Source organism: Streptomyces sp. NRRL S-646 (assembly GCF_000720765.1).
Classification (GTDB): domain Bacteria; phylum Actinomycetota; class Actinomycetes; order Streptomycetales; family Streptomycetaceae; genus Streptomyces.
In genome coordinates this window covers 340,881-359,846 of the sequence record NZ_JODC01000011.1, presented here as the reverse complement: position 1 = coordinate 359,846, position 18,966 = coordinate 340,881, and the positions used below count along the sequence as shown (strand labels likewise).

Sequence of the window (18,966 nt, the reverse complement as noted above, 5' to 3'; positions counted from 1 at the left end):
GTCCGGCGATCCCCGTGGGCCTCTGTGGCTCCTAGTGGGCCTTGGCGAGGGCGTTCGCCTGGCTGTTGGCCTGGGTGCAGGCGACGCCCTTGGTCTCGGCGGCGGCGAGCACGGCGACCGGGAGGTTGGCGTTGAGCACGGACTGCGGGCTGCACTCCTGGGCCGGGCGGAAGAGGTTGAACTGGTCGGCGTTGCCGCCGGACTGCGCCGGGGCCGACGGCGAGCCGATGTGCGGGTTGAGCTGCGGGTTGAACTGCGGATTGACCTGCGGATTGACCTCGGCGGGCTGCGCCGGGGCCGCCTGCCGCTGGACGGGCCCGCCGGAGGTGTGGGCGGTGGCCTGGGTGGCGGTGAAGGCGCCGGCCATGGCGGGACCCGGGGGCGGAGCGCTGTTGCCGTAGGCGACAGGGGCGTCGGCGACGCTGGGGCCGACGCCGATGGCGGACAGACCGCCGGCCGCTGCTACGACGAGCGCGACGTGCTGGAACTTGCGCATGGAACCTTCGGCCCTTCATTGACCTGGCATGGAACGTACTGAAATAGCAGATGAGCCAGTGGAGTTGTGGCTGCTCTTGCTGACCTGGGCGGCTGCGGTGGGTGATGGATCATCGCTCTGTCCCCGTGGGGAACGAAGCAAGTTCGGGGCCAGTCACGGCAGTCGGGAAGCAGTCACCCATTCGCCCCCGGCGGGCCGGTAATCAGATCAATGCCAAATGGGTGACGGAATTCTGGATCCCGTGACCGCACAGAAGTAAATGTCGTTGCCAGCAGGGAGAGGGCAGCGACCATGAACCGGTGAGAGGGGCAAGGGGATCCGCTGTCGGCTCCGGCGTGAACATCAGACTGAGCGCACGCAACACAGCACTGAATACAACGGATTTCCCTGCACAGGTATTGAAGGGCCGAGGGTTCCATGCGAAAGATTCACAAGGCCGCGCTCGTCGTAGCAGCGGCCGGCGGTCTGTCCGCCATCGGCGCCGGCGTCAGCCATGCCGACTCGTACCCCGGGTACATCGGTGGCGCTCCGGCTGCTCCCTACTACCCGGCCCCGGCGCCCCAGTACTACCCGGCGCCCCAGTACGCGGCCCCGGCGCCCGCGTACTACCCGGCCCCGGCACCGCCCCCGCAGTACTACGCGCCCCCGGCCCCGGCTCCCCAGTACTACCCGGCACCCCCGCAGAGCGCACCGATGCGGGCCGTTGCCGCGTCCACCGCGGACAGCACCGCGCAGTCCGGTGGCCCGCAGTCGTACTCCCAGCCGGCGCCGCAGTACGCGCCCCCGGCGCCCGCCCCGCAGGCCGCCCCGCAGGCCGCTCCGCAGCCGAGCCAGGCCACCGCTGTCGCCTCGTCGGTGGGTGGAGCGCAGGCCGGTGCACCGGCGTCCGCCCCGCAGTCCGCTCCTCAGCAGCAGCCGCTGGTCCAGCCGCAGGTCGCCCCGCAGTCCTCGCCCGAGGTCATGCCGAAGGTCGCCCCGCAGGTCGCCATGCCCCAGGTCTTCAACCCGGAGCCGGCTCCGCATGTCGCCCCCCAGGTGAACCCGCAGTTCAACCCCCAGGTGAACCCGCTCATCGACCCGCTGGTCTCGCCCGCCGGCGCAGCACCGCAGGTGCCCGGGCTCGGTCTCGGACAGGTCGCGGCGCCTCCCGTCGGGAACCTGGGTCTGCCCCGACTCGGCTGATGGCCTCCCGGTAGTTGTCCATCGTCCCAACTCGATCTGCTGCAGATCACTTCCGCTCGATCAATGGAGAAGAAATGCGCAAGCTTCAGAAGGTCGCCATCGTGGGCGCCGCTGTCCTCGGCAGCATCGGCTCCTTCGGGGTCGGACCGGCCTTCGCACACGGCGAGCCGGGGCACGACGGCTTCGACATCACCCAGGGCATCGAGTGCCGCTCGCACGACATGAACATCGATGTTCTCGGCGACGTCGGTGCGATCAACGGCCTGCTGGGCGGCGCGCTGAACGGCGAAGGCAACCCGGGTGCCCAGGAGAGCCACCTCGGTGCGGACATGGGCTGCAACAGCAAGGCCTTCTGAGCAGCCGCGCCACACGTTTCCCGCCCAGGTCAGGAGCAATCCGGCCTGGGCTTTCGCACTTCCTGGTGAACGGCCCGGGCGAGCTCGGGGCGGGTCAGGACCTCCGTGCCGTCGACGAACTGATCCACGGAGCCGGCTGTCGGCAGTTCCCTGACCGCCGGGTCGGAGATACGGGCGATCAGCGCCTCGGTGAACCGTGCAGGCGGGCCGGACGGGGCGACCCGGTCCGTCAGTTCGAGCTGGTTGTGCAGGTCCGCGACGCTCTCGTAAGCCTGCGCAAGCGGACGAGGCGGGCGGCGGCGACCGCGGAGCCCAGTTCGTCGCCGACCCCGCCGCAGCGCGCGACGAGGGGCAGCTCCCGGGAGATACGCCGCCACTGGCAGGCCAGGACGTGGAGCCAGATGTCGTGGGGGTACCAGCGCAGCGCGTGCCGTATCGGGGTGAGTTCGCGCAGGCCGTCATGGAAGACGGCGCCCGCGGTGACCTCGGCGAGGAGCTGGGTGGGGTGGCGAGCCAGTCGGCGGGGGTGAGGTCCGGGGCGGGCGTGAAGCCGAGCTCGGTGGTGAACCAGGCCGCGATGTGGGTGACTTCGACCGTGGCGGACGGGGTGGCCGTGGAAGGTCTTCGGCAGGTGCGCGGCGAGGATGTGTCTGACGCGGCCCGCATGGCGGGAGACGTCCCGGCGGTGGAGGAAGAGCTGGAGGCGCGGGCCCCGGGCGTGGCCGGCCGGGCGCGGGGTGTCGAAGCCGAGTACTTCGGAGCCGCTGCCCAGCCGGGCGGCCGAGTGGGGGATGCCGGGGACGAACGGTGGCATATTCGTAGTGCTCATGCCAGGAAGCCGTGCCCATTCGGTGAGGGGTCATGCGGGGTGCCTTCACACCTTCACGACGTCATCCGCTTCGTGACGTTTTCGCCTTCACACAGTCAGTTGGCCTGTCCAGCCAGGTCCTTGAGCGGGCCGTCCGTCAGTCGGTACACCGTCCACTCGTCCTGCGGGCGGGCGCCGAGGGACTCGTAGAAGCCGATGGCCGGGGTGTTCCAGTTCAGGACGGACCATTCGAGGCGCTCGTAGCCGCGCTCCGTGCAGATGCGGGCCAGTTCGGTGAGGAGCGCCTTGCCGTGGCCGGCGCCTCGGGCGGTGGGGCGGACGTAGAGGTCCTCCAGGTAGATGCCGTGGACGCCGCGCCAGGTGGAGAAGTTCAGGAACCAGAGGGCGAAGCCGACGGGGGTCCCGGTGGTGTCGTCGGTCGCGATGTGGGCGTAGGCGGCGGGGCGGTCGCCGAAGAGGGCCTCGTGGAGTTGGGGCTCGGTGGCCCTTGCCTCGTGCGGGGCCTTTTCGTAGGCGGCCAGTTCCTGGATCAGGGTGTGGATGACGGGGATGTCGGCGGGGGTTGCTGTGCGGATCACTCCCGTGAGGTTACGCTCCGCTGGGGGCGCCGAGTGGGGTTGGTTTTTGTCTGCGGCTGCGTCGTGGCTGGTCGCGCAGTTCCTCGCGCCCCCCGCTCAGCGCAGACGCCTGGCGATTTCCAGGTCGCGGAGTTCTGGGGCGCGGCCGTCCTCCACGTCCCAGAGGGTGTTCTGGAGGAGTCTGCCCAGGGTCCAGGCGCGGGCGCGTGCGCGGTCCAGGCCGAGTACGTCCGTCATCGCGTCGAAGCGCCAGTGGATTTCTGTGGGGTCGAAGCGGTTGGCGAGAGCCGGCCAGAGGTCGAAGGCCGGGTCGCCCGACAGGGGTTTGGGGTCGATGGCCAGCCAGGGGGCGCGGGCGGAGGCGAGGACGTTCTCGTCGTGCAGGTCCCAGTGGAGGAGGCGGTCGCCCGGTTCGTTCACAACCTCTCGTACGGCGGCCGCGCAGTCCGCGATCTGGCTGCGGGTTTCGGGGTCCGGGATGCGCTTCAACGCCCAAGGGGTCCGGTCCAGCATGGCCTGGGCGATGTCGCCGAGGCGGCGCATGCCTTCCGGGGCCGGGGCGGCGGTCAGGTGGGCGAGCAGGCGGGCGATGACCAGGACGGCCTCGCGGGTGTCGGGGAGCCGGGAGAGCATACGGGTGTGGTCGAGGCGTTCCAGGAGCATGGTGTGGGTCGTCTCGTCGTGGGCGAGGAGGCGGACCGCGCCGTCGCCGTCCCACAGGCGCAGGGCCACGGGCTCGCCCTCGCTCTCCTCGTCCAGCAGTTGCAGCTTCAGCACGGCCGGGGTGCCGTCGGAGCGCAGCACCGGGAGGACGAGGGCGGTGACTCCGTGCATGGGGCGGCCGTCGAGCCGTAGCTCCCAGCGATCGAGGAACTCCTGCGCCAGGTGGGGCAGGCCTGCGATGAAGGCCCGTCCCGCCTCGCCGTTGAACTTCTCCTGTGCCGCCGCCAGCTCGCCCGGAATGTCGATCACCCTTGCGACCATACTTACGTGCGTGAATCGCCTCATGCGAATTGACCGGGGGCTCGGGCAGCGGGTGTGGGCCTACGTCTGCAGCGCACCGGGCACGTATCTCTGGCTGGCGATCCTGTTCGTCACCACCGTCGCGCTGCACCACATGTCGCCGCACTTCGAGCAGGAGTTCCTGCGGCAGCGGTCCACGAACATCCATGAGCTGTCGAACGACCCGGGGCGAGTGCTCCTGCAGAGTGCGATGTGGATCGACGGGGGTGACTGGTTTCCGTATGAGTTCCTCTACACCGCCTTCCAGTACACCGTCTTCCATGCGCAGGCCGAGCGGTGGCTGGGGACACTGCGGTGGCTGATGGTGTGCGTGGCCGCGCATGTGCTCGCGACGCTGATCAGCGAGGGCGCGTTGCTGAAGGCGGTGCGGGACGGGATGGTGTCGCACTCGGTCGTCTACTCCCTGGATTTCGGGGTGAGTTACGCGTTGGCCGGGGTGGTGGGGGTGCTGACGTACCGGATCGCGGCGCCCTGGCGGTATCTGTATCTGGCGGGCGTGTTCTTCGTGTACGGGGCTCCGCTCGCGGACTCGCCGACCTTCACCGACTTCGGGCATTTTGTGTCGGTGCTGATCGGGCTCGCGTGTTATCCGCTGGTCAGGGGGCGGGGGAAGGCCTGGAATCCGAGGGAGACAGTTTCCGCCCTGAGGGGTTAGCTTTCCGGCCATGAGCAGCTCGGTGAGCAGTGTCGTGAACGGCGGTATCTCCTACTGGTACGCGGACGACGGTTTCCCTGCGGTGCGGGAGCCGCTCGGCGGTGACGCGTCCGCCGACGTCGTGATCGTCGGGGGCGGGTACACGGGGCTGTGGACCGCGTACTACCTGAAGAAGGCGGCGCCCTTCCTCCGTATCACCGTCCTGGAGCAGAAGTTCTGCGGGTACGGGGCCTCGGGGCGCAACGGCGGCTGGCTGTACAACGGGATCGCCGGGCGCGACCGGTACGCGAAGCTGCACGGGCGCGAGGCCGCCGTACGGCTGCAGAAGGCCATGAACGAGACCGTGGACGAGGTCGTCCGGGTGGCGCAAGAGGAAGCCGTCGAGGCCGATGTCCACAAGGGCGGGGTGCTCGAAGTCGCCACCACATCCGCCCAGTTGGCGCGGCTCAAGGCCTTTCACGAGCTCGAGCTGTCGTACGGGGAGAAGGACCGTGAGCTGTACGGGGCCGGGGAGACCGCCGAGCGGATCCGGGTCGCGGACGCGGTCGGGTCGACGTGGACCCCGCACGGGGCGCGGCTGCACCCGGTGAAGCTGGTGAAGGGGCTGGCGGCCGCCGTCGAGGCGCTCGGGGTGACGATTCACGAGCTGACGCCCGTGGCGGAGATCCGGCCGAAGCATGCCGTGACGCCGTACGGGACGGTCCGGGCGCCCTACGTCCTGCGCTGCACGGAGGGGTTCACCGCGAGTCTGAAGGGGCAGCGGCGCACCTGGCTGCCCATGAACTCCTCGATGATCGCGACCGAGCCGCTCACCGACGCGCAGTGGGAGTCGGTGGGGTGGGACGGGCTGGAGACGCTCGGGGACATGGCGCACGCGTACATGTACGCGCAGCGGACCGCCGACGGGCGGATCGCGCTCGGCGGGCGCGGAGTGCCGTACCGCTTCGGGTCGAAGACCGACAACGACGGGCGGACGCAGGCGGAGACGGTCGAGGCGCTGCGGGAGATCCTGGTGCGGTTCTTCCCCTCACTGGCGGGGGTGGGGATCGAACATGCCTGGTCGGGGGTGCTCGGGGTGCCCCGGGACTGGTGCGCGACGGTGACCCTGGACCGGTCGACGGGGCTCGGCTGGGCCGGCGGCTATGTGGGGTCGGGGGTGGCCACCACGAATCTCGCGGCGCGCACGCTCAGGGATCTGGTGCAGTTCGACTCGGGGCAGGGCGGCCGGACCGAGCTGACCGATCTGCCGTGGGTGGGGCACAAGGTGCGCAAGTGGGAGCCGGAGCCGTTGCGGTGGCTCGGGGTGCAGGGGATGTACGCCACCTACCGGGCCGCGGACCGGCGGGAACGCGCCACATACAGCGCGGAGTCGTCGAAGCTGGCGCAGTTCGCCGATCGGGTGGCGGGGCGGCACTGAGGATTTTTTACCCTTTGATTGCGTTCACAGGAATCTCTCATCGCAGCATTCCCGCCAATGCTGTTGGCCAGCTCGTGTCATGTACGCCACTGCTCCCAGGGGAGGGCACTTCATGGCGGCCAACGGCTGGCGAAGAAGACGGATGTGGGCGGTGCTTGCCACCACTGCCGCGCTGGGCCTGACAGTCACTCAGGCTCAGGCGGCGAACGGTGGCAAAGACCCCTTCGGTGTGCGGGAACTTCACAGACAGGCCCTTCTGCATCAGCAGCAGACGGGCCTGTCGGCTTTTGCGCAGGCCGGGGACGACGATGACGGGGGAGAGGCACAGGAGGAGGCCGAGCAGGCGGACCAGTACGCCGAGGCGCGCACCTCGCCGGGGATCGTGGCGCCGGGCGCGTACGGGGCGGCGTACGACGATCTGGTGGATCTGCCGCACACCAAGGGGAGCTGGAGCGATCTGACGCGGCTGCCCTACGACTCCGACGACCCGCGGTACCGGGACATCAACTCCAACTCCAGCGGCGGGGCCGGGAAGGTGACCGGCCGGGTGACCGGGCTCGCGGCCGACCGGCACGGGTATGTGTACGCCGGTTCCGCCAACGGCGGGGTCTTCCGGTCGCGTACCGGTGGCGGTCACTGGACGAACATCTCCGACGGGCTGCCCGCGCTGTCGACGGGCGATCTGCAGCTCGACGGCCGGGGGCGGCTCTGGTACGCCACGGGTGAGGCCAACACCAGCGCGACCTCCTTCCTGGGGACGGGCGTGTACGTCCTCGCCGATCCGCGCAAGGGCAGCTTCAGCCCGAGCGACCGGGTCGGCGGCGACGAACTGGAGTCGACGTCCATCAACGCCCTGCGCTTCGCCGGCGACAAGGTGTGGGCCGCGACCACCGAAGGTGTGTGGAGCCACTCCACGAAGACGCTGAAGGGCCACTGGAAGCTGGAGTTCGCGCCCAACCCGGACTATCTGCCGGGTGGTTCGAAGGCGAGCGACCCGTCTGCCGCGTACAAGAACATCACCAGCGACATCGCGATCGACCCGAAGGACCCGGGCAAGGTCGTGCTGGCCGTCGGCTGGCGCGGCGGGGACACCTACAACGGCTTCTACGCCAGGTCCGGCGGCAGCTGGCAGCGGCTGACCGGTCTCGGTGACCTGCCGGGCAACGCCGAGGACGTCGGCAATGTGACCTTCGCACGCAGCGCGGACGGATCGCGGTACTACGCCATCGATCAGTCGCCCGAGCAGACCGCGGAGAACCCGGACAGCGGTCTTGAGGGCATCTTCGTCTCCAAGTCCGGTTCGCCGACCGGCCCCTGGACGAAGATCGCCGACTACAAGCAGCTGCGGGACTCCGGCTCCGCGCTCACCGGTGCCGGATACCAGCCCGGCATCCAGTCCTGGTACGACCAGTTCCTCACGGTCGATCCGAAGAACCCGGACCATGTGTACGCCGGTCTGGAGGAGGTCTTCGAGACCAAGGACGGCGGCAAGTCGTGGTCCGTGCCGGGGCCGTACTGGAACTTCGGTTTCCCCTGCTGGTCCATCGACCCGAGCAAGCAGACCGGTGACTGCCACCAGACCGTCCACGCCGACCAGCACTCCGTGGCGATCGGCAGCAACGGGGGAGCGCCGTACGTGATCGTCGGCGACGACGGCGGCACCTTCCGCCGGCCGCTGAACGGCAGCGCGGACGCCTCCGGCCACGCGACCGACTGGACCTCCCTGAACGACGGCACGATGGACGTCCTGCAGTACTACTCGGTGGGTGTCGGCGTCGACCCGTCCAAGCGGGGGCTCGCCATCACCGGTGGGCTGCAGGACAACGGCCAGTCCCAACTGCGGCCCGGCGACCGTGCGATGGGCTCCAACTTCGGCGGTGACGGTGGCGACACGATCACCGACCCGGCGAACGGGTGCAACATCGCCCAGGAGTACGTCTACCTCGCTGTGTCCGTCACCAACAACTGCGCGGTGAACGACGGAAGCTGGGTCACCGACCCGTCGAAGGCGACGACGTACTCCGTCGCTCCGCCCGACAACGCGACCGGTGAGGCACGCTTCATCGCCCCGCTGAACGCCGACATCAAGGACCCGAAGGTCTGGGTCGCGGGCGGCCGGCATGTGTGGATCAACACCAAGGGGTACGCGATCCGCAGCGGGAGCGAGTGGGTCGGTGCATACGACCTGGGTGCGGGGCACACGGCCACGGCGGTGGCCTCCTCCGGCGGCAAGGTCTACGCGGCCTGGTGCGGGCCCTGCAACAACCAGGGCTTCACGCGCGGCATCGCGGTCGGCAACGCCGACGGCACGGGCTGGCACCAGCTGAGCCTGCCGGTCGACGGGACCGTCCCGAACCGCTACCTCTCCGGCCTGACGATCGACCCGGCCGACTCCGACCATGTCCTGCTCGCCGTCAACGGCTTCTCGCGGAAGTGGACGGAGGGTCCGGGCGCGGGTGTCGGGCACCTCTTCGAGACCCGGGACGGCGGGGTCACCTGGAAGGACGCCTCCGGGAACCTGCCCGACGTACCGGCCAACTCGGTGGCCCTGCTGAAGGGCGGCACGATCGCGCTGGGCACGGATCTCGGGGTGCTCGTGCGGTTGCCTGGCTCGGCGAGCTGGAAGGTTGCCGGGGGTAATTTGCCGACCACGGCTGTGCTGCAGCTGCGGGTTGGACCGGACGGGCGGTTGTATGCGGCCACGCATGGGCGGGGGATCTGGGCTATCGACGTGCGTCGGTTGCGTTAGCGAGATATGCGGCTCCGCCGCGGGGGTGCGATTACTCGTCGGTCTGCGGCTGCGTCGTGGCTTGTCGCGCAGTTCCCCGCGCCCCTGACGGGGCGCTGCTGCACCGGCGGCTGAAAGCTGAACCAGCGGTTGAAAGGGGAGGGGCCCGCGGTCCGTGCGGCCCCTCCCCGCTTTTGTGGGCGGTCCTACGCCACCGGCTCCGGTACGACTTCCTGGGCGGTCGCCCCGTGCTTCGGGGCCTTCGCCGTCACCATCAAGCCCGCGACCAGGCCGGCCAGCAGCATGATCCCGGCGGCCCACCAGATGGCGACCGTGTAGCCGTGGACGACGCCCTGCTTGGCGATCAGGGCCTTCTGGGCGGGGTTGTGGAGGTGGGCGGCGATGTAGGCCGTGCTGCTGGTGGTGGCGATCGTGTTCAGCAGGGCCGTACCGATGGAACCGCCCACCTGCTGCGAGGTGTTGACGGTCGCCGAGGTCACACCGGAGTCGTGCGGGGCGACGCCCGCGGTCGCGGTGGCGAAGACCGGCATGAAGGTCAGACCCATGCCGAGGCCCATCAGGATCAGCCCGGGCATGACCTCGGTCGCGTACGACGAGTGGGTGGTCATCCGGGTCAGGAGCATCATGCCGCCGGATGCGAGGACCATGCCCGGGACCATCAGCATGCGCGGCGCCACGTGCTGCAGCAGCCGGGCGGAGATCTGCGTGGAGCCGGTGATGATCGCGGCGGTCAGCGGCAGATAGGCCAGGCCGGTCTTCACCGGCGAGTAGTCGAGCACCACCTGCAGGTAGTACGTCATGAACAGGAAGAGCCCGAACATGCCGATGACGGCGAGCATCATGGTCAGGAAGCAGCCCGCACGGTTGCGGTCCTTGACGATGTGGAGCGGGAGCAGGGGCATCGGGGCCCGGTTCTGCCACCAGACGAAGGCGACGAGGAGTACGACACCGCCCGCGAACAGCGCCAGCACCAGGGGGTCGGTCCAGCCCCGCGGCTCGGCCTCGCTGAAGCCGTAGACGATCGCCACCAGTCCGCCGCAGCCCAGCACCGCACCCGGAACGTCGAGGCGGGCGCCCTTGTGGCCCGGGCGGTCGTGGAGCAGCGCGAAAGCGCCGAAGACGGCGATGATCGCGATGGGCACGTTGACGTACAGGCACCAGCGCCAGTTCAGGTACTCGGTGAGCAGGCCGCCGACGATGAACCCGATCGCCGATCCGCTGCCGGCCAGGGCGCCGTAGATGCCGAAGGCCTTTCCGCGCTCCTTCGGGTCGGTGAAGGTCGTGGTGAGGAGGGACAGCGCGGAGGGCGCGAGGACGGCGGCGAAGACTCCCTGCAGCGCGCGGGCGCCGAAGAGCATGCCGGAGCCGGTGGCGGCGCCGCCGAGCGCGGAGGCGGCGGCGAAGCCGATCAGCCCGAAGATGAACGTCCGCTTGCGCCCCACCAGGTCCGCGATACGGCCGCCGAGCAGGAGCAGTCCGCCGAAGGCCAGCGTGTAGGCGGTGATCACCCACTGGCGGTTGCCGTCGGACATGCCCAGGTCGCGCTGTGCGGACGGGAGCGCGATGTTCACGATGGTCGCGTCGAGGACGACCATGAGCTGCGCGAGCGCGATGATCACCAGGCCCCACCAGCGGCGGGGGTCGGCGTCCACGGGCGGAGTGGGCTCGCCTGTACGGGTGACGCTCACTCGGCCAGAAGACCATGAATCGGTACGTATCGCATCTGCGGATGCCTTGTGCCTGGTCATGGCTCCAGTACCACCTTTCCGGTTGTCCTGCGCGTCTCGAGAGCCCGGTGCGCGGCCGCCGCCTCGGCGAGCGGGAAGCGCTGCACGGCGGGGGTGAGCCTGCCTGCGGCCGCTTCGGCGAGGGCGCGCAGTTCCAGGGTCCGTACGGGGTTGGGGCCGCCGGCCTTCCGCATCATCACGGGGCCCAGGACCCGTTCGGAGACGCCGTCCACGAGATAGGGCTCGCCGCCGCGGATGCCCGCGGCCGACCAGCCGAAGACGAGGTGTCTGCCGCCGGGTCCGAGGAGCTGTGTGCTGTGGCGTGCGACCTCGCCGCCCACGCCGTCGAAGACGACGGTGGCGGGACGTCCGGCCAGATGGGCGCGGACCTTGTCCGGCCATCCCGGTTCCTTGTAGTCGACGGCGAGGTCGGCGCCGTTGGCCGCCACGCGTGCCGTCTTCTCCGGGCCGCCCGCCAGGCCGACGACGGTGGCGCCGGCGTTCTTCGCATACTGCACGAGGAGGGTGCCGATGCCGCCCGCCGCGGCCGGGATCACGGCCACGGCGCCCGGACCGAGCTCGGCGAACTGCAGGATTCCCATTGCCGTACGACCCGTCCCGATCATGGCGACGGCCGCGGCGAAGTCCAGGTTCGCGGGGATCTCGTGCACGCCGTCGACGTCGGTGACGGCCAGCTCGGCGTAGCCTCCGGGGGCGAATCCGAGGTGGGCGACCACGCGCCTGCCGAGCCAGAGCGTGGCGACGCCCTCGCCCAGAGACTCGACGACCCCGGCGACCTCGCGGCCGGGGATGGTCGGCAGGGCGGGCGGCTCGGGCAGCGGACCCTGCTCGCCCTCCCGGAGGGCGGTGTCGAGCAGGTGTACTCCGGCCGCCGCTACGGCGACACGGACCTGGCCCGGGCCCGGCAGCGGGTCCGCCACCTCCTCGTGGACGAGGTTCTCGGCCGGACCGAAGGCATGGAGCCGGATGGCGTGCATGGTGAAATCCCCCATTGGTATCGATTGCTTCGACATCGATTGCTTGTCAGGAACCCCAGCCTTCAACCTCAAGCATGCTTGAGGTCAAGGGGGCCGGTGGCCCGACGGCCGAGCGCCAGCGACACCGCGGCCAGGGCGCTGTTGAAGGAGACCTCCGAGAGGACGCCGGGGGCCGCGACCTGGTCGCCGGCCAGATACACGCCGTCGCCGCGGTCGATGGCGGGGCGGTCGCGCCAGCTGGTGCCCGGCAGGTCGACGGCGCCCGTACGGCCGTTCGCGACAGCCTCGCGCCGCCAGGTGACGCGTCCGCGCCAGCCCTCGAAAGCCAGGTCGAGGAGTTCCTCGGCACGGGCGACACCGTCGGCCTTCGTCTCGTGCGGCGCGATGGGGAGCTGGCACTGGATGAGCTGCTCGCCGGCCGGGGCGAGCGAGCGGTCCTGCGCCGTGAACCTCTCCAGCCACCCCGGGGAGTCGAGGTCGCACACGGCGAAGGCGTCCCCGCGCCGGGTCCGCACCGCGAGATCGACGAGTGTCGTACGGCCGCTCGTCCACGTCAGGGAGTCGTCCCCCAGCAGCCTGCGGGCGGCGTCGAGGGAGGTGGCGACGACGACGGGGCCGCCGGTCGCCGGAAGGGCGTCGAGGGTGTCGACGCGGGACAGGGTCTCCATCCGCACGCCCAGGTTCCACGCCCGGGCGGCCATCCGGTCGATGACGTTCGCCCAGCCGCCGCGCGGATAGTGCGCCTCCGGCGGGAGTTTGGTGGCACGGCGCAGCCGCTCCTGCACGAACGCGGCGGACAGAGCGCCGGGGTCGTGATGGAAGACGGCTACGGCGGAGTAGGAGGCGGCGGCGCGGGCGGCCTCCTCGCCCGCGATGCCGGTGGCCCAGGTCATGAAGTCGACGTCGACCGGCGCCTGTTGGAGGCCGGGGCGCAGCAGCTTGAGCATCGCGAAGGGCGGTGTGCGGCGCAGGCCGCCCTGGTGGCGGAGCCGTAGCCGGGCCGCCTCCAGGGGCGGGATCGGGGCGAGCGGTCCGATCAGGTTCCGCTGCTTCAGCCAGGTCCAGTGCGGGCCGCCGTTGTAGAGGGCGTGCGGTCCGTCGTTCGTCCGGTACGGGCCCTCGGCGGTCCGGGCTCGCCCGCCGAGGGTGTGGTGGGCTTCGAAAACGGTCACCTTGGCGCCGGCCTCGGCAGCGGTGACGGCCGCGGTCAGTCCGGCGAGTCCGCCGCCGATGACGGTGATGCGGTGCATGGGTCGGGCTCTCCCTCGTGTCGGGTCCGCCTTTCTGTGCATACGACGCATTGGGCCCCCGGAATGTGACATGAGCTGCGTTCTGCCTGGTCAGAGTGGTTGTCAGTGGCGGAGTGCACCATGGGGGCATGGCGAGGAGAGAGGCGGGCGGGATGGGCGGTTCCAGCGGTACGGCGGTGAAGGGGGCACGGCGGCCGGAGGTGCGGCTGCCTGCACTGGAGCCGTTCGGCGGCGGGGAGTTGGAGCCGGACGGGGACTACGACGGGCTGGAGTTCCGGGAGGCGGATCTCGCGGGGCAGGACGGCGGGGGCGCCCGCTTCATGGACTGCGCACTGACGGGGTGCGCGGTGGACGAGACGAGCCTGCAGCACGCCCGGATCCTGGACTCGGTCCTGACGGGGCTGCGCGGGGTCGGCACGAACCTCGCCGAGGCGACCTTGCGGGACGTCGAGGTGGTCGACGCCCGCCTCGGCGGGGTGCAGTTGCACGGGGCGGTCCTGGAGCGGGTGGTGGTCCGCGGCGGCAAGATCGACTACCTCAACCTGCGCGCGGCCAGACTCAAGGACGTCGTCTTCGAGAGCTGCGTGCTGGTGGAGCCGGACTTCGGGGGCGCCCGGCTCGAGCGCGTGGAGTTCGTGGACTGCGTCCTGAAGGAGGCGGACCTCACCGCGGTGGCCCTGAAGGACGTCGACCTGAGAGCGGCGGCCGAGCTCGGCATCGCGCGGGGGGTGGACCGGCTGGCGGGGGCTGTGATCAGTCCGAGTCAGCTGATGGATCTGGCGCCGGTGTTGGCGGCGGAGATGGGGATTCGGGTGGAGGGCTGAGGGGGACTTCTCGGTGCCGGGCGGAGATTGGTCTTTTCAGCCTGTCGTGGGGGTCCCCCCGCTCGAGCGAAGCCGAGAGTGGGGGAGTTTGAGGACGAGGCCGTTCAGGCCGAAGCGGGGGTCTGGGGGCGGCAGCCCCCAGGAGGGTCGCGCCAACTCACGGGAGCCTGGGAAAACGGGCCTGCAATGTCCAGATCGCCGGGTTCTCCGCAAGGTCCTCATGAAGGTCGACCAGGTCGGCAATCAGATCGTGCAGAAAGTCCCGCGCCTCACGCCGCAGCTCACTGTGGGAGAAGCTGAGCGGCGGTTCCTCCGCCGGCATCCAGTCGGCCTCCACATCCACCCATCCGAAGCGCCGCTCGAAGAGCATGCGGTCGGTCGACTCGGTGAAGTCGAGTTCGGCGTGCTGGGGCCGGGACGCGCGGGACCCCGCCGGGTCGCGGTCGATGCGTTCCACGATGTCGCACAGCGCCCACGCGAAGTCGAGCACCGGCACCCATCCCCAGGCTGTGGACAGTTCCCGGTCCGCCTTGGTGTCGGCGAGGTAGACATCGCCGCAGAACAGGTCGTGCCGCAGCGCATGGACGTCCGCGCGGCGGTAGTCCGTCTGCGGGGGGTCCGGGAAACGGTTGGAGAGGGCGTAGCCGATGTCGAGCACGTACGAGATGGTGTCACGCCGCCATAGGATCACCGGCGTGCCCAGACCCGTACCCGTCGCCCCCGCAGCCCGCCGCGCCCCCATGGTCCGCCGGGCCCCCGCAGTTCTCTGCGCCCTCGCCGTTCTCCTGGCGCCGGCTCTGAGCGCGTGCGGCGGCGGTGTCCACGGCACGCCGGGCGGCTCCGGCCTCCGTGACCCGTACTTCCCGAAGGCGGGCAACGGCGGATACGACGTCAGCCACTACGACCTGAAGCTGGCCTACGACCCCGCCGGCGGGCACCGCCTCACCGGCACCGCGACCATCACCGCCCGCGCCACCCAGGACCTCTCCGCCTTCGACCTCGACCTCAAGGGGCTGCACGTCGACGAGGTCACCGTGGAGGGCAGACGCGCCCGCTGGAACCGCACCGGGCAGGAGCTCACCGTCCGCCCGCACGACGACCTCCGCGACGAGGAGACCTTCCGCGTCACCGTCCGCTACTCCGGCAGCCCGGTGACCATCACCGACCCCGACGAGTCCGAGGAGGGCTGGCTGCGCACCGCCGACGGCGCGCTCGCGCTCGGCGAACCCATCGGCTCCATGGCGTGGTTCCCCGGCAACGACCACCCCTCCGACAAGGCGTCGTACAACATCGACATCACGGTGCCGAAGGGCCTGCAGGCCGTCTCCAACGGGGAGCTGACGGGCGAGACCAGCAGCAGAGGCCGTACGACCTTCACCTGGCACACCGCCGAACCGATGGCCACCTACCTCGCCACCCTCGCCATCGGCCACTACGACATCAGCCGCTACACCATCGGCAGCAGGCACCTGCCCGTGTACGTCGCCGTCGACCCGACCCAGGCGAAGGCGAGCCGGAAGGTGCTCGCGAAGCTCCCCGAGATCATCGAGTGGGAGGAGTACAACTTCGGGCCGTACCCCTTCTCCTCCACCGGAGCGATCGTCGACCGCCCGGACGACGCCGGATACGCCCTGGAGACCCAGAACCGGCCCGTCTTCCCCGGCGCCCCCGACACCGGGACCCTCGTCCACGAACTCGCCCACCAGTGGTACGGCGACTCCGTCACGCCGAAGAGCTGGCGGGACATGTGGCTCAACGAGGGCTTCGCCACGTACGCGGAGTGGCTGTGGGACGAGGACCACGGCGGAGACACCTGCCAGCAGACCTTCGAATCCCGCTACAAGGACGGCGACAAGGAGATCTGGGCGTACCCGCCGGCCGAGCCGAGCAGCGCCGCGCACATCTCCGACAGCCCCGTCTACGAGCGCGGCGCGATGGTCCTGCACAAGATCCGGCAGGCCGTCGGCGACGACACCTTCTACGACATCATCCAGGGCTGGGCAGCCACCCACCGCCACGGAAATGCGGACACCGACGACTTCACGGCGTACGTCGAGAAGAAGGCACCGGACAAGGACTTCAAGGAGATCTGGAAGGACTGGCTTTACGGGGAAGGGAAGCCGGACCACCCCTGAGGAGGCCATGAGAGAAGGCCACGAGAGGGATGATCCGGCCGGTCGAGTCCCCGTAACGGGACGTCAGTTGACGTTGACGGCCTTCCAGGCTGCCGCCACCGCGTTGTACTCCGCGCTGCCCGCGCCGTACAGGTCGCTCGCCGCCTGGAGGGTGGCGGTGCGGGCGCCCGCGTAGTTGGTCGAGGAGGTGAAGTACGTGCTCAGGGCCTTGTACCAGATCTGGTCGGCCTTGGCGCGGCCGATGCCGGTGACCGTCGAGCCGTCGTACGTCGGGGAGTTGTAGGAGACCCCGTTGATGGTCTTCGCGCCGCTGCCCTCGCTCAGCAGGTAGAAGAAGTGGTTCGCGACGCCCGAGGAGTTGTGGACGTCGAGGCGGCCGACGTTGCGCGACCAGTAGTCCGCCGAGCTGCCGTCCTTGCTGGGCTTGTCCATGTAGCGCAGCGGGGTGCCGTTGCCGTTGATGTCGATCTTCTCGCCGATGAGGTAGTCACCGGGGTCGGAGGAGTTGTTCGCGAAGAACTCCACCGAGGTGCCGAAGATGTCGGAGGTGGCTTCGTTGAGCCCGCCGGACTCCCGGCTGTACTTCAGGCCCGCTGTGGCGGCGGTCAGCCCGTGGCTCATCTCGTGTCCGGCGACGTCGAGCGAGGTCAGCGGCTTGACGTTGCCCTGCCCGTCGCCGTACGTCATGCAGAAGCAGCTGTCGTCCCAGAAGGCGTTGACGTATGCGTTGCCGTAGTGGACCCGGGAGTAGGCGGCCTTGCCGTCGCCCGCGATGCCGTTGCGGTTGAACGCGGATTTGTAGAAGTCCCAGGTCACGGCGGCGCCGTAGGCCGCGTCGACGCCGGCGGTCTGGCGGTTGGCCGGGGTGCCGTCGCCCCAGGTGTCGTCGGCGTCGTGGAAGAGGGTGCCGGTGCCGGACGTACCGCCGTTCAGGTCGTACGTCTTGTGGCCGCCGCGGCCGCCGTCGATCAGGTCGTAGCCGCCGGAGCCGGAGGCCGTGGTGCCGAGGGCGACCGTGCCGCTGTACTCGCTGGTGCCCGTGCCGGTGTCGACGGCCTGGTACTCGTAGATCTTCTTGCCGGTGGTGGCGTCCGTGATGACGTGCAGCTCGCTCGGCGTACCGTCGTCCTGCAGCCCCTTGACGACGGACTCGTAGGCGAGGACGGGCTTGGCTCCGGCCGCCCAGACGACCTTGCGGGCGGTGGCCGTCGAGGAGTGCGTGCCCGCGAGAGCCGTCTTCCTCGCGGCGGCTGCGGAGACGGCGGCGTCCGTGGAAGCCACGGATATTCGAGCCTTGGCCGCCCGGCTGACGCCCTTGAGGGCGCCGCTCTTCGTCACATGGGTGACCAGGTCGCCGCCGAGGACGGGCAGACCGGCGTAGGTGCGCTGGTAGCGGGTGTGGACGGTGCCGTCGGCGTCCTTCACGACGTCCTGCACGACGAGCTTTTCCTGGGCGCCGAGCCCGAGCTTCCGGGCCGTGGAACCGGTCGCCTCCTGGGCGGACTTGATGGCGGCGGCGCGAGCCGAGGCGCTGAGGGGAAGGGCGTTGGCGCCGCTGTCGTGGGCGGGGGCCGCGGTGGCGGCGCCGTTCTGCAGGGCGAGTACGACCATCGCTGCTGAGCCGATCAGGGCGGCGGTGCGGAGTGCGCTCTTGCGGGAGGTGCGGGAGGTGCGGGTGGCGCGGGTCTGCTGTCTCACTCGGTCTCCTTCGGGCCGGCCTCATGGTGGAGGCACAGACGTGACATAGACGTGGCACAGGTGGGGCACAGAGTTGCGGCGAGCGAGGAGAGGGTGACACCCGAAACGGCCTGTTTGACAGGCCGCCGTCAAGACTTTACGTGTTTGTATCCGAAAGCCGTTGCTGGGGATCCGCTATCCGGACGGGCGGGGTCGGGTCAACTCCTTGCTACGTAAGCGCAGTTGGCGGTTGATCCGTCACACCCGAGGTGGACGAGTGCACGAACCTCGGACGGTGCGGCGCGTTCTGCGAAGATTTCCCGGCAGCCACACCACGATCCGGGGGACGGAAGACGATGACGACACCACCGCAGCCGCCGTACGGCAGTCAGCCCCAGTACGGTCAGCAGCCACCGCCCCCGCCACCGCACCCACCTGCCACGGCTCCGGCCGGCTTCGGCCCGCCGCCGCCGCAGTACGCCGCCCCGGGTCCGGGCGCAGGCGCGTATGCCCCGACCGCGGCCCAACCGCCCGCCGAGGGGCCCGAGTTCATGGCGGTCGACGTCCACAACTCGATCGTGGTCGACATCGCGGGCGTCGCCTTCGAGGATCATGGTGCGGCCATCGAGTTCTCCTGGCAGGAGATCGGCAGCATCCACTACAAGGCGAGCCCGAACGGCAAGGCGCTGATGGTGGCGGTGGTGCTGCCGAGCGGCCAGTTCTACGAGTGCGTGGTCCAGGCGAAGCCGAGGGCACAGCTGGGGGAGTGGTTTGCGCAGTTGGCGGCGGTGCTGGGTTACTACCGGCCGATGGGCTGGTAGCGCCCCGCCGTATGCACCTCCTGCGCTCGCACGTGCCCGTCGGGCCTGGGTGCTTTGTCTCTACCAGGCATGCCAGAGCTCACCGTGACGGTGGCGGACCGGAGGGATGTCTACGTCGTCAAGGTCGTGGCCGGCGTGGTGCAGTCCGCGGATCCGTTGGGCTTCGAGCCGACCCTGGAGCCGGGCCCGACCTTCAGCCGTAGCGATCTCGGCGGAGAATGAGCCTGTCCTGCAGTAGAGCACCATCGG

Annotated in this window: 18 protein-coding genes; 9 read left to right on the top strand and 9 right to left on the bottom strand. The window is 70.1% G+C overall.

Going from position 1 to position 18,966, the window contains the following annotated elements:
• Nucleotides 1–31: 31 nt before the first annotated feature.
• On the bottom strand, nt 32–496 hold the full coding sequence (locus tag IH68_RS0130335; protein WP_030941332.1) for a hypothetical protein: 465 nt from the start codon (nt 494–496) through the stop codon (nt 32–34).
• Between the two features lie 417 nt (nt 497–913).
• Here IH68_RS0130335 and IH68_RS0130330 point away from each other — a divergent pair, with 417 nt between their 5' ends.
• A complete protein-coding gene (locus tag IH68_RS0130330) occupies nt 914–1,678 on the top strand; it encodes a hypothetical protein (RefSeq protein WP_030941331.1) in 765 nt (254 codons plus the stop codon).
• 74 nt (nt 1,679–1,752) lie between these two features.
• The gene (locus IH68_RS0130325) at nt 1,753–2,034 is read left to right on the top strand and encodes a hypothetical protein (RefSeq protein ID WP_030941328.1); all 282 of its coding nucleotides are present in this window, start codon (nt 1,753–1,755) and stop codon (nt 2,032–2,034) included.
• Between the two features lie 229 nt (nt 2,035–2,263).
• On the opposite strand, the gene IH68_RS50295 is transcribed toward IH68_RS0130325, so the two are convergent.
• From IH68_RS50295 to IH68_RS0130310, 3 genes are all read right to left on the bottom strand, one after another.
• Complete coding sequence (locus IH68_RS50295; RefSeq protein WP_234341674.1) at nt 2,264–2,863, bottom strand: DUF4037 domain-containing protein; 600 nt, start codon at nt 2,861–2,863, stop codon at nt 2,264–2,266.
• 95 nt (nt 2,864–2,958) lie between these two features.
• The gene (locus IH68_RS0130315) at nt 2,959–3,441 is read right to left on the bottom strand and encodes a GNAT family N-acetyltransferase (RefSeq protein ID WP_030941326.1); all 483 of its coding nucleotides are present in this window, start codon (nt 3,439–3,441) and stop codon (nt 2,959–2,961) included.
• 96 nt (nt 3,442–3,537) lie between these two features.
• The gene (locus tag IH68_RS0130310; RefSeq protein WP_030941324.1) at nt 3,538–4,425 is read right to left on the bottom strand and encodes an aminoglycoside phosphotransferase family protein; all 888 of its coding nucleotides are present in this window, start codon (nt 4,423–4,425) and stop codon (nt 3,538–3,540) included.
• Nucleotides 4,426–4,447: 22 nt separating this feature from the next.
• On the opposite strand from IH68_RS0130310, the gene IH68_RS0130305 reads away from it, so the two are divergent.
• The 3 genes from IH68_RS0130305 to IH68_RS0130295 all read left to right on the top strand — a co-directional run bounded on the left by IH68_RS0130305 (nt 4,448) and on the right by IH68_RS0130295 (nt 9,285).
• On the top strand, nt 4,448–5,119 hold the full coding sequence (locus IH68_RS0130305) for a rhomboid-like protein (RefSeq protein WP_030941321.1): 672 nt from the start codon (nt 4,448–4,450) through the stop codon (nt 5,117–5,119).
• A gap of 10 nt (nt 5,120–5,129) precedes the next feature.
• Nucleotides 5,130–6,536: an NAD(P)/FAD-dependent oxidoreductase gene (locus tag IH68_RS0130300; RefSeq protein ID WP_030941319.1), complete on the top strand. Its 1,407-nt coding sequence runs from the start codon at nt 5,130–5,132 to the stop codon at nt 6,534–6,536.
• A gap of 112 nt (nt 6,537–6,648) precedes the next feature.
• A complete protein-coding gene (locus IH68_RS0130295) occupies nt 6,649–9,285 on the top strand; it encodes a hypothetical protein (protein WP_030941317.1) in 2,637 nt (878 codons plus the stop codon).
• Between the two features lie 185 nt (nt 9,286–9,470).
• On the opposite strand, the gene IH68_RS0130290 is transcribed toward IH68_RS0130295, so the two are convergent.
• The 3 genes from IH68_RS0130290 to IH68_RS0130280 all read right to left on the bottom strand — a co-directional run bounded on the left by IH68_RS0130290 (nt 9,471) and on the right by IH68_RS0130280 (nt 13,260).
• Nucleotides 9,471–10,973 (bottom strand): MFS transporter, encoded by a 1,503-nt coding sequence (locus tag IH68_RS0130290; RefSeq protein ID WP_030941314.1) that lies wholly within the window; start codon nt 10,971–10,973, stop codon nt 9,471–9,473.
• A 56-nt stretch (nt 10,974–11,029) separates the two neighbouring features.
• Nucleotides 11,030–12,010 carry a zinc-binding dehydrogenase gene (locus tag IH68_RS0130285; protein WP_030941313.1) on the bottom strand — a complete coding sequence of 327 codons (981 nt, stop codon included), beginning with the start codon at nt 12,008–12,010 and terminating at the stop codon, nt 11,030–11,032.
• A 68-nt stretch (nt 12,011–12,078) separates the two neighbouring features.
• On the bottom strand, nt 12,079–13,260 hold the full coding sequence (locus tag IH68_RS0130280) for an NAD(P)-binding protein (RefSeq protein WP_030941311.1): 1,182 nt from the start codon (nt 13,258–13,260) through the stop codon (nt 12,079–12,081).
• Nucleotides 13,261–13,388: 128 nt separating this feature from the next.
• Here IH68_RS0130280 and IH68_RS0130275 point away from each other — a divergent pair, with 128 nt between their 5' ends.
• Nucleotides 13,389–14,084, top strand: a complete 696-nt coding sequence (locus IH68_RS0130275) for a pentapeptide repeat-containing protein (protein WP_078912664.1) — start codon at nt 13,389–13,391, stop codon at nt 14,082–14,084.
• A gap of 157 nt (nt 14,085–14,241) precedes the next feature.
• Here IH68_RS0130275 and IH68_RS0130270 read toward each other — a convergent pair whose 3' ends face one another.
• Nucleotides 14,242–14,742, bottom strand: coding sequence for a hypothetical protein (locus IH68_RS0130270; RefSeq protein ID WP_030941309.1), 501 nt, complete (start codon nt 14,740–14,742; stop codon nt 14,242–14,244).
• An 82-nt stretch (nt 14,743–14,824) separates the two neighbouring features.
• Here IH68_RS0130270 and IH68_RS0130265 point away from each other — a divergent pair, with 82 nt between their 5' ends.
• On the top strand, nt 14,825–16,219 hold the full coding sequence (locus IH68_RS0130265; RefSeq protein ID WP_030941308.1) for a M1 family metallopeptidase: 1,395 nt from the start codon (nt 14,825–14,827) through the stop codon (nt 16,217–16,219).
• A 63-nt stretch (nt 16,220–16,282) separates the two neighbouring features.
• Here the strand turns inward: IH68_RS0130265 and IH68_RS0130260 are convergent, their stop codons facing one another.
• Nucleotides 16,283–17,830 carry a M4 family metallopeptidase gene (locus IH68_RS0130260; RefSeq protein WP_078912686.1) on the bottom strand — a complete coding sequence of 516 codons (1,548 nt, stop codon included), beginning with the start codon at nt 17,828–17,830 and terminating at the stop codon, nt 16,283–16,285.
• Between the two features lie 422 nt (nt 17,831–18,252).
• Between IH68_RS0130260 and IH68_RS0130255 the strand changes: the two genes are divergently transcribed.
• Together IH68_RS0130255 and IH68_RS56550 are read left to right on the top strand one after the other, a co-directional pair.
• Nucleotides 18,253–18,717: a hypothetical protein gene (locus IH68_RS0130255; RefSeq protein ID WP_030941304.1), complete on the top strand. Its 465-nt coding sequence runs from the start codon at nt 18,253–18,255 to the stop codon at nt 18,715–18,717.
• A gap of 69 nt (nt 18,718–18,786) precedes the next feature.
• The gene (locus IH68_RS56550; RefSeq protein ID WP_159403739.1) at nt 18,787–18,939 is read left to right on the top strand and encodes a hypothetical protein; all 153 of its coding nucleotides are present in this window, start codon (nt 18,787–18,789) and stop codon (nt 18,937–18,939) included.
• Nucleotides 18,940–18,966: the final 27 nt, after the last annotated feature.

What these genes read in the sequence shown, in the direction of transcription:
- IH68_RS0130265 (WP_030941308.1), top strand. Translation starts at nt 14,825, where the DNA reads ATGGTCCGCCGGGCCCCCGCAGTTCTCTGCGCCCTCGCCGTTCTCCTG.
- IH68_RS0130330 (WP_030941331.1), top strand. Translation starts at nt 914, where the DNA reads ATGCGAAAGATTCACAAGGCCGCGCTCGTCGTAGCAGCGGCCGGCGGT.
- IH68_RS56550 (WP_159403739.1), top strand. Translation starts at nt 18,787, where the DNA reads ATGCCAGAGCTCACCGTGACGGTGGCGGACCGGAGGGATGTCTACGTC.
- IH68_RS0130275 (WP_078912664.1), top strand. Translation starts at nt 13,389, where the DNA reads ATGGCGAGGAGAGAGGCGGGCGGGATGGGCGGTTCCAGCGGTACGGCG.
- IH68_RS0130295 (WP_030941317.1), top strand. Translation starts at nt 6,649, where the DNA reads ATGGCGGCCAACGGCTGGCGAAGAAGACGGATGTGGGCGGTGCTTGCC.
- IH68_RS0130300 (WP_030941319.1), top strand. Translation starts at nt 5,130, where the DNA reads ATGAGCAGCTCGGTGAGCAGTGTCGTGAACGGCGGTATCTCCTACTGG.
- IH68_RS0130285 (WP_030941313.1), bottom strand. Translation starts at nt 12,010, where the DNA reads ATGCACGCCATCCGGCTCCATGCCTTCGGTCCGGCCGAGAACCTCGTC.
- IH68_RS0130310 (WP_030941324.1), bottom strand. Translation starts at nt 4,425, where the DNA reads ATGGTCGCAAGGGTGATCGACATTCCGGGCGAGCTGGCGGCGGCACAG.
- IH68_RS0130335 (WP_030941332.1), bottom strand. Translation starts at nt 496, where the DNA reads ATGCGCAAGTTCCAGCACGTCGCGCTCGTCGTAGCAGCGGCCGGCGGT.
- IH68_RS0130305 (WP_030941321.1), top strand. Translation starts at nt 4,448, where the DNA reads ATGCGAATTGACCGGGGGCTCGGGCAGCGGGTGTGGGCCTACGTCTGC.
- IH68_RS0130325 (WP_030941328.1), top strand. Translation starts at nt 1,753, where the DNA reads ATGCGCAAGCTTCAGAAGGTCGCCATCGTGGGCGCCGCTGTCCTCGGC.
- IH68_RS0130260 (WP_078912686.1), bottom strand. Translation starts at nt 17,830, where the DNA reads ATGGTCGTACTCGCCCTGCAGAACGGCGCCGCCACCGCGGCCCCCGCC.
- IH68_RS0130255 (WP_030941304.1), top strand. Translation starts at nt 18,253, where the DNA reads ATGACGACACCACCGCAGCCGCCGTACGGCAGTCAGCCCCAGTACGGT.
- IH68_RS50295 (WP_234341674.1), bottom strand. Translation starts at nt 2,863, where the DNA reads ATGAGCACTACGAATATGCCACCGTTCGTCCCCGGCATCCCCCACTCG.
- IH68_RS0130280 (WP_030941311.1), bottom strand. Translation starts at nt 13,260, where the DNA reads ATGCACCGCATCACCGTCATCGGCGGCGGACTCGCCGGACTGACCGCG.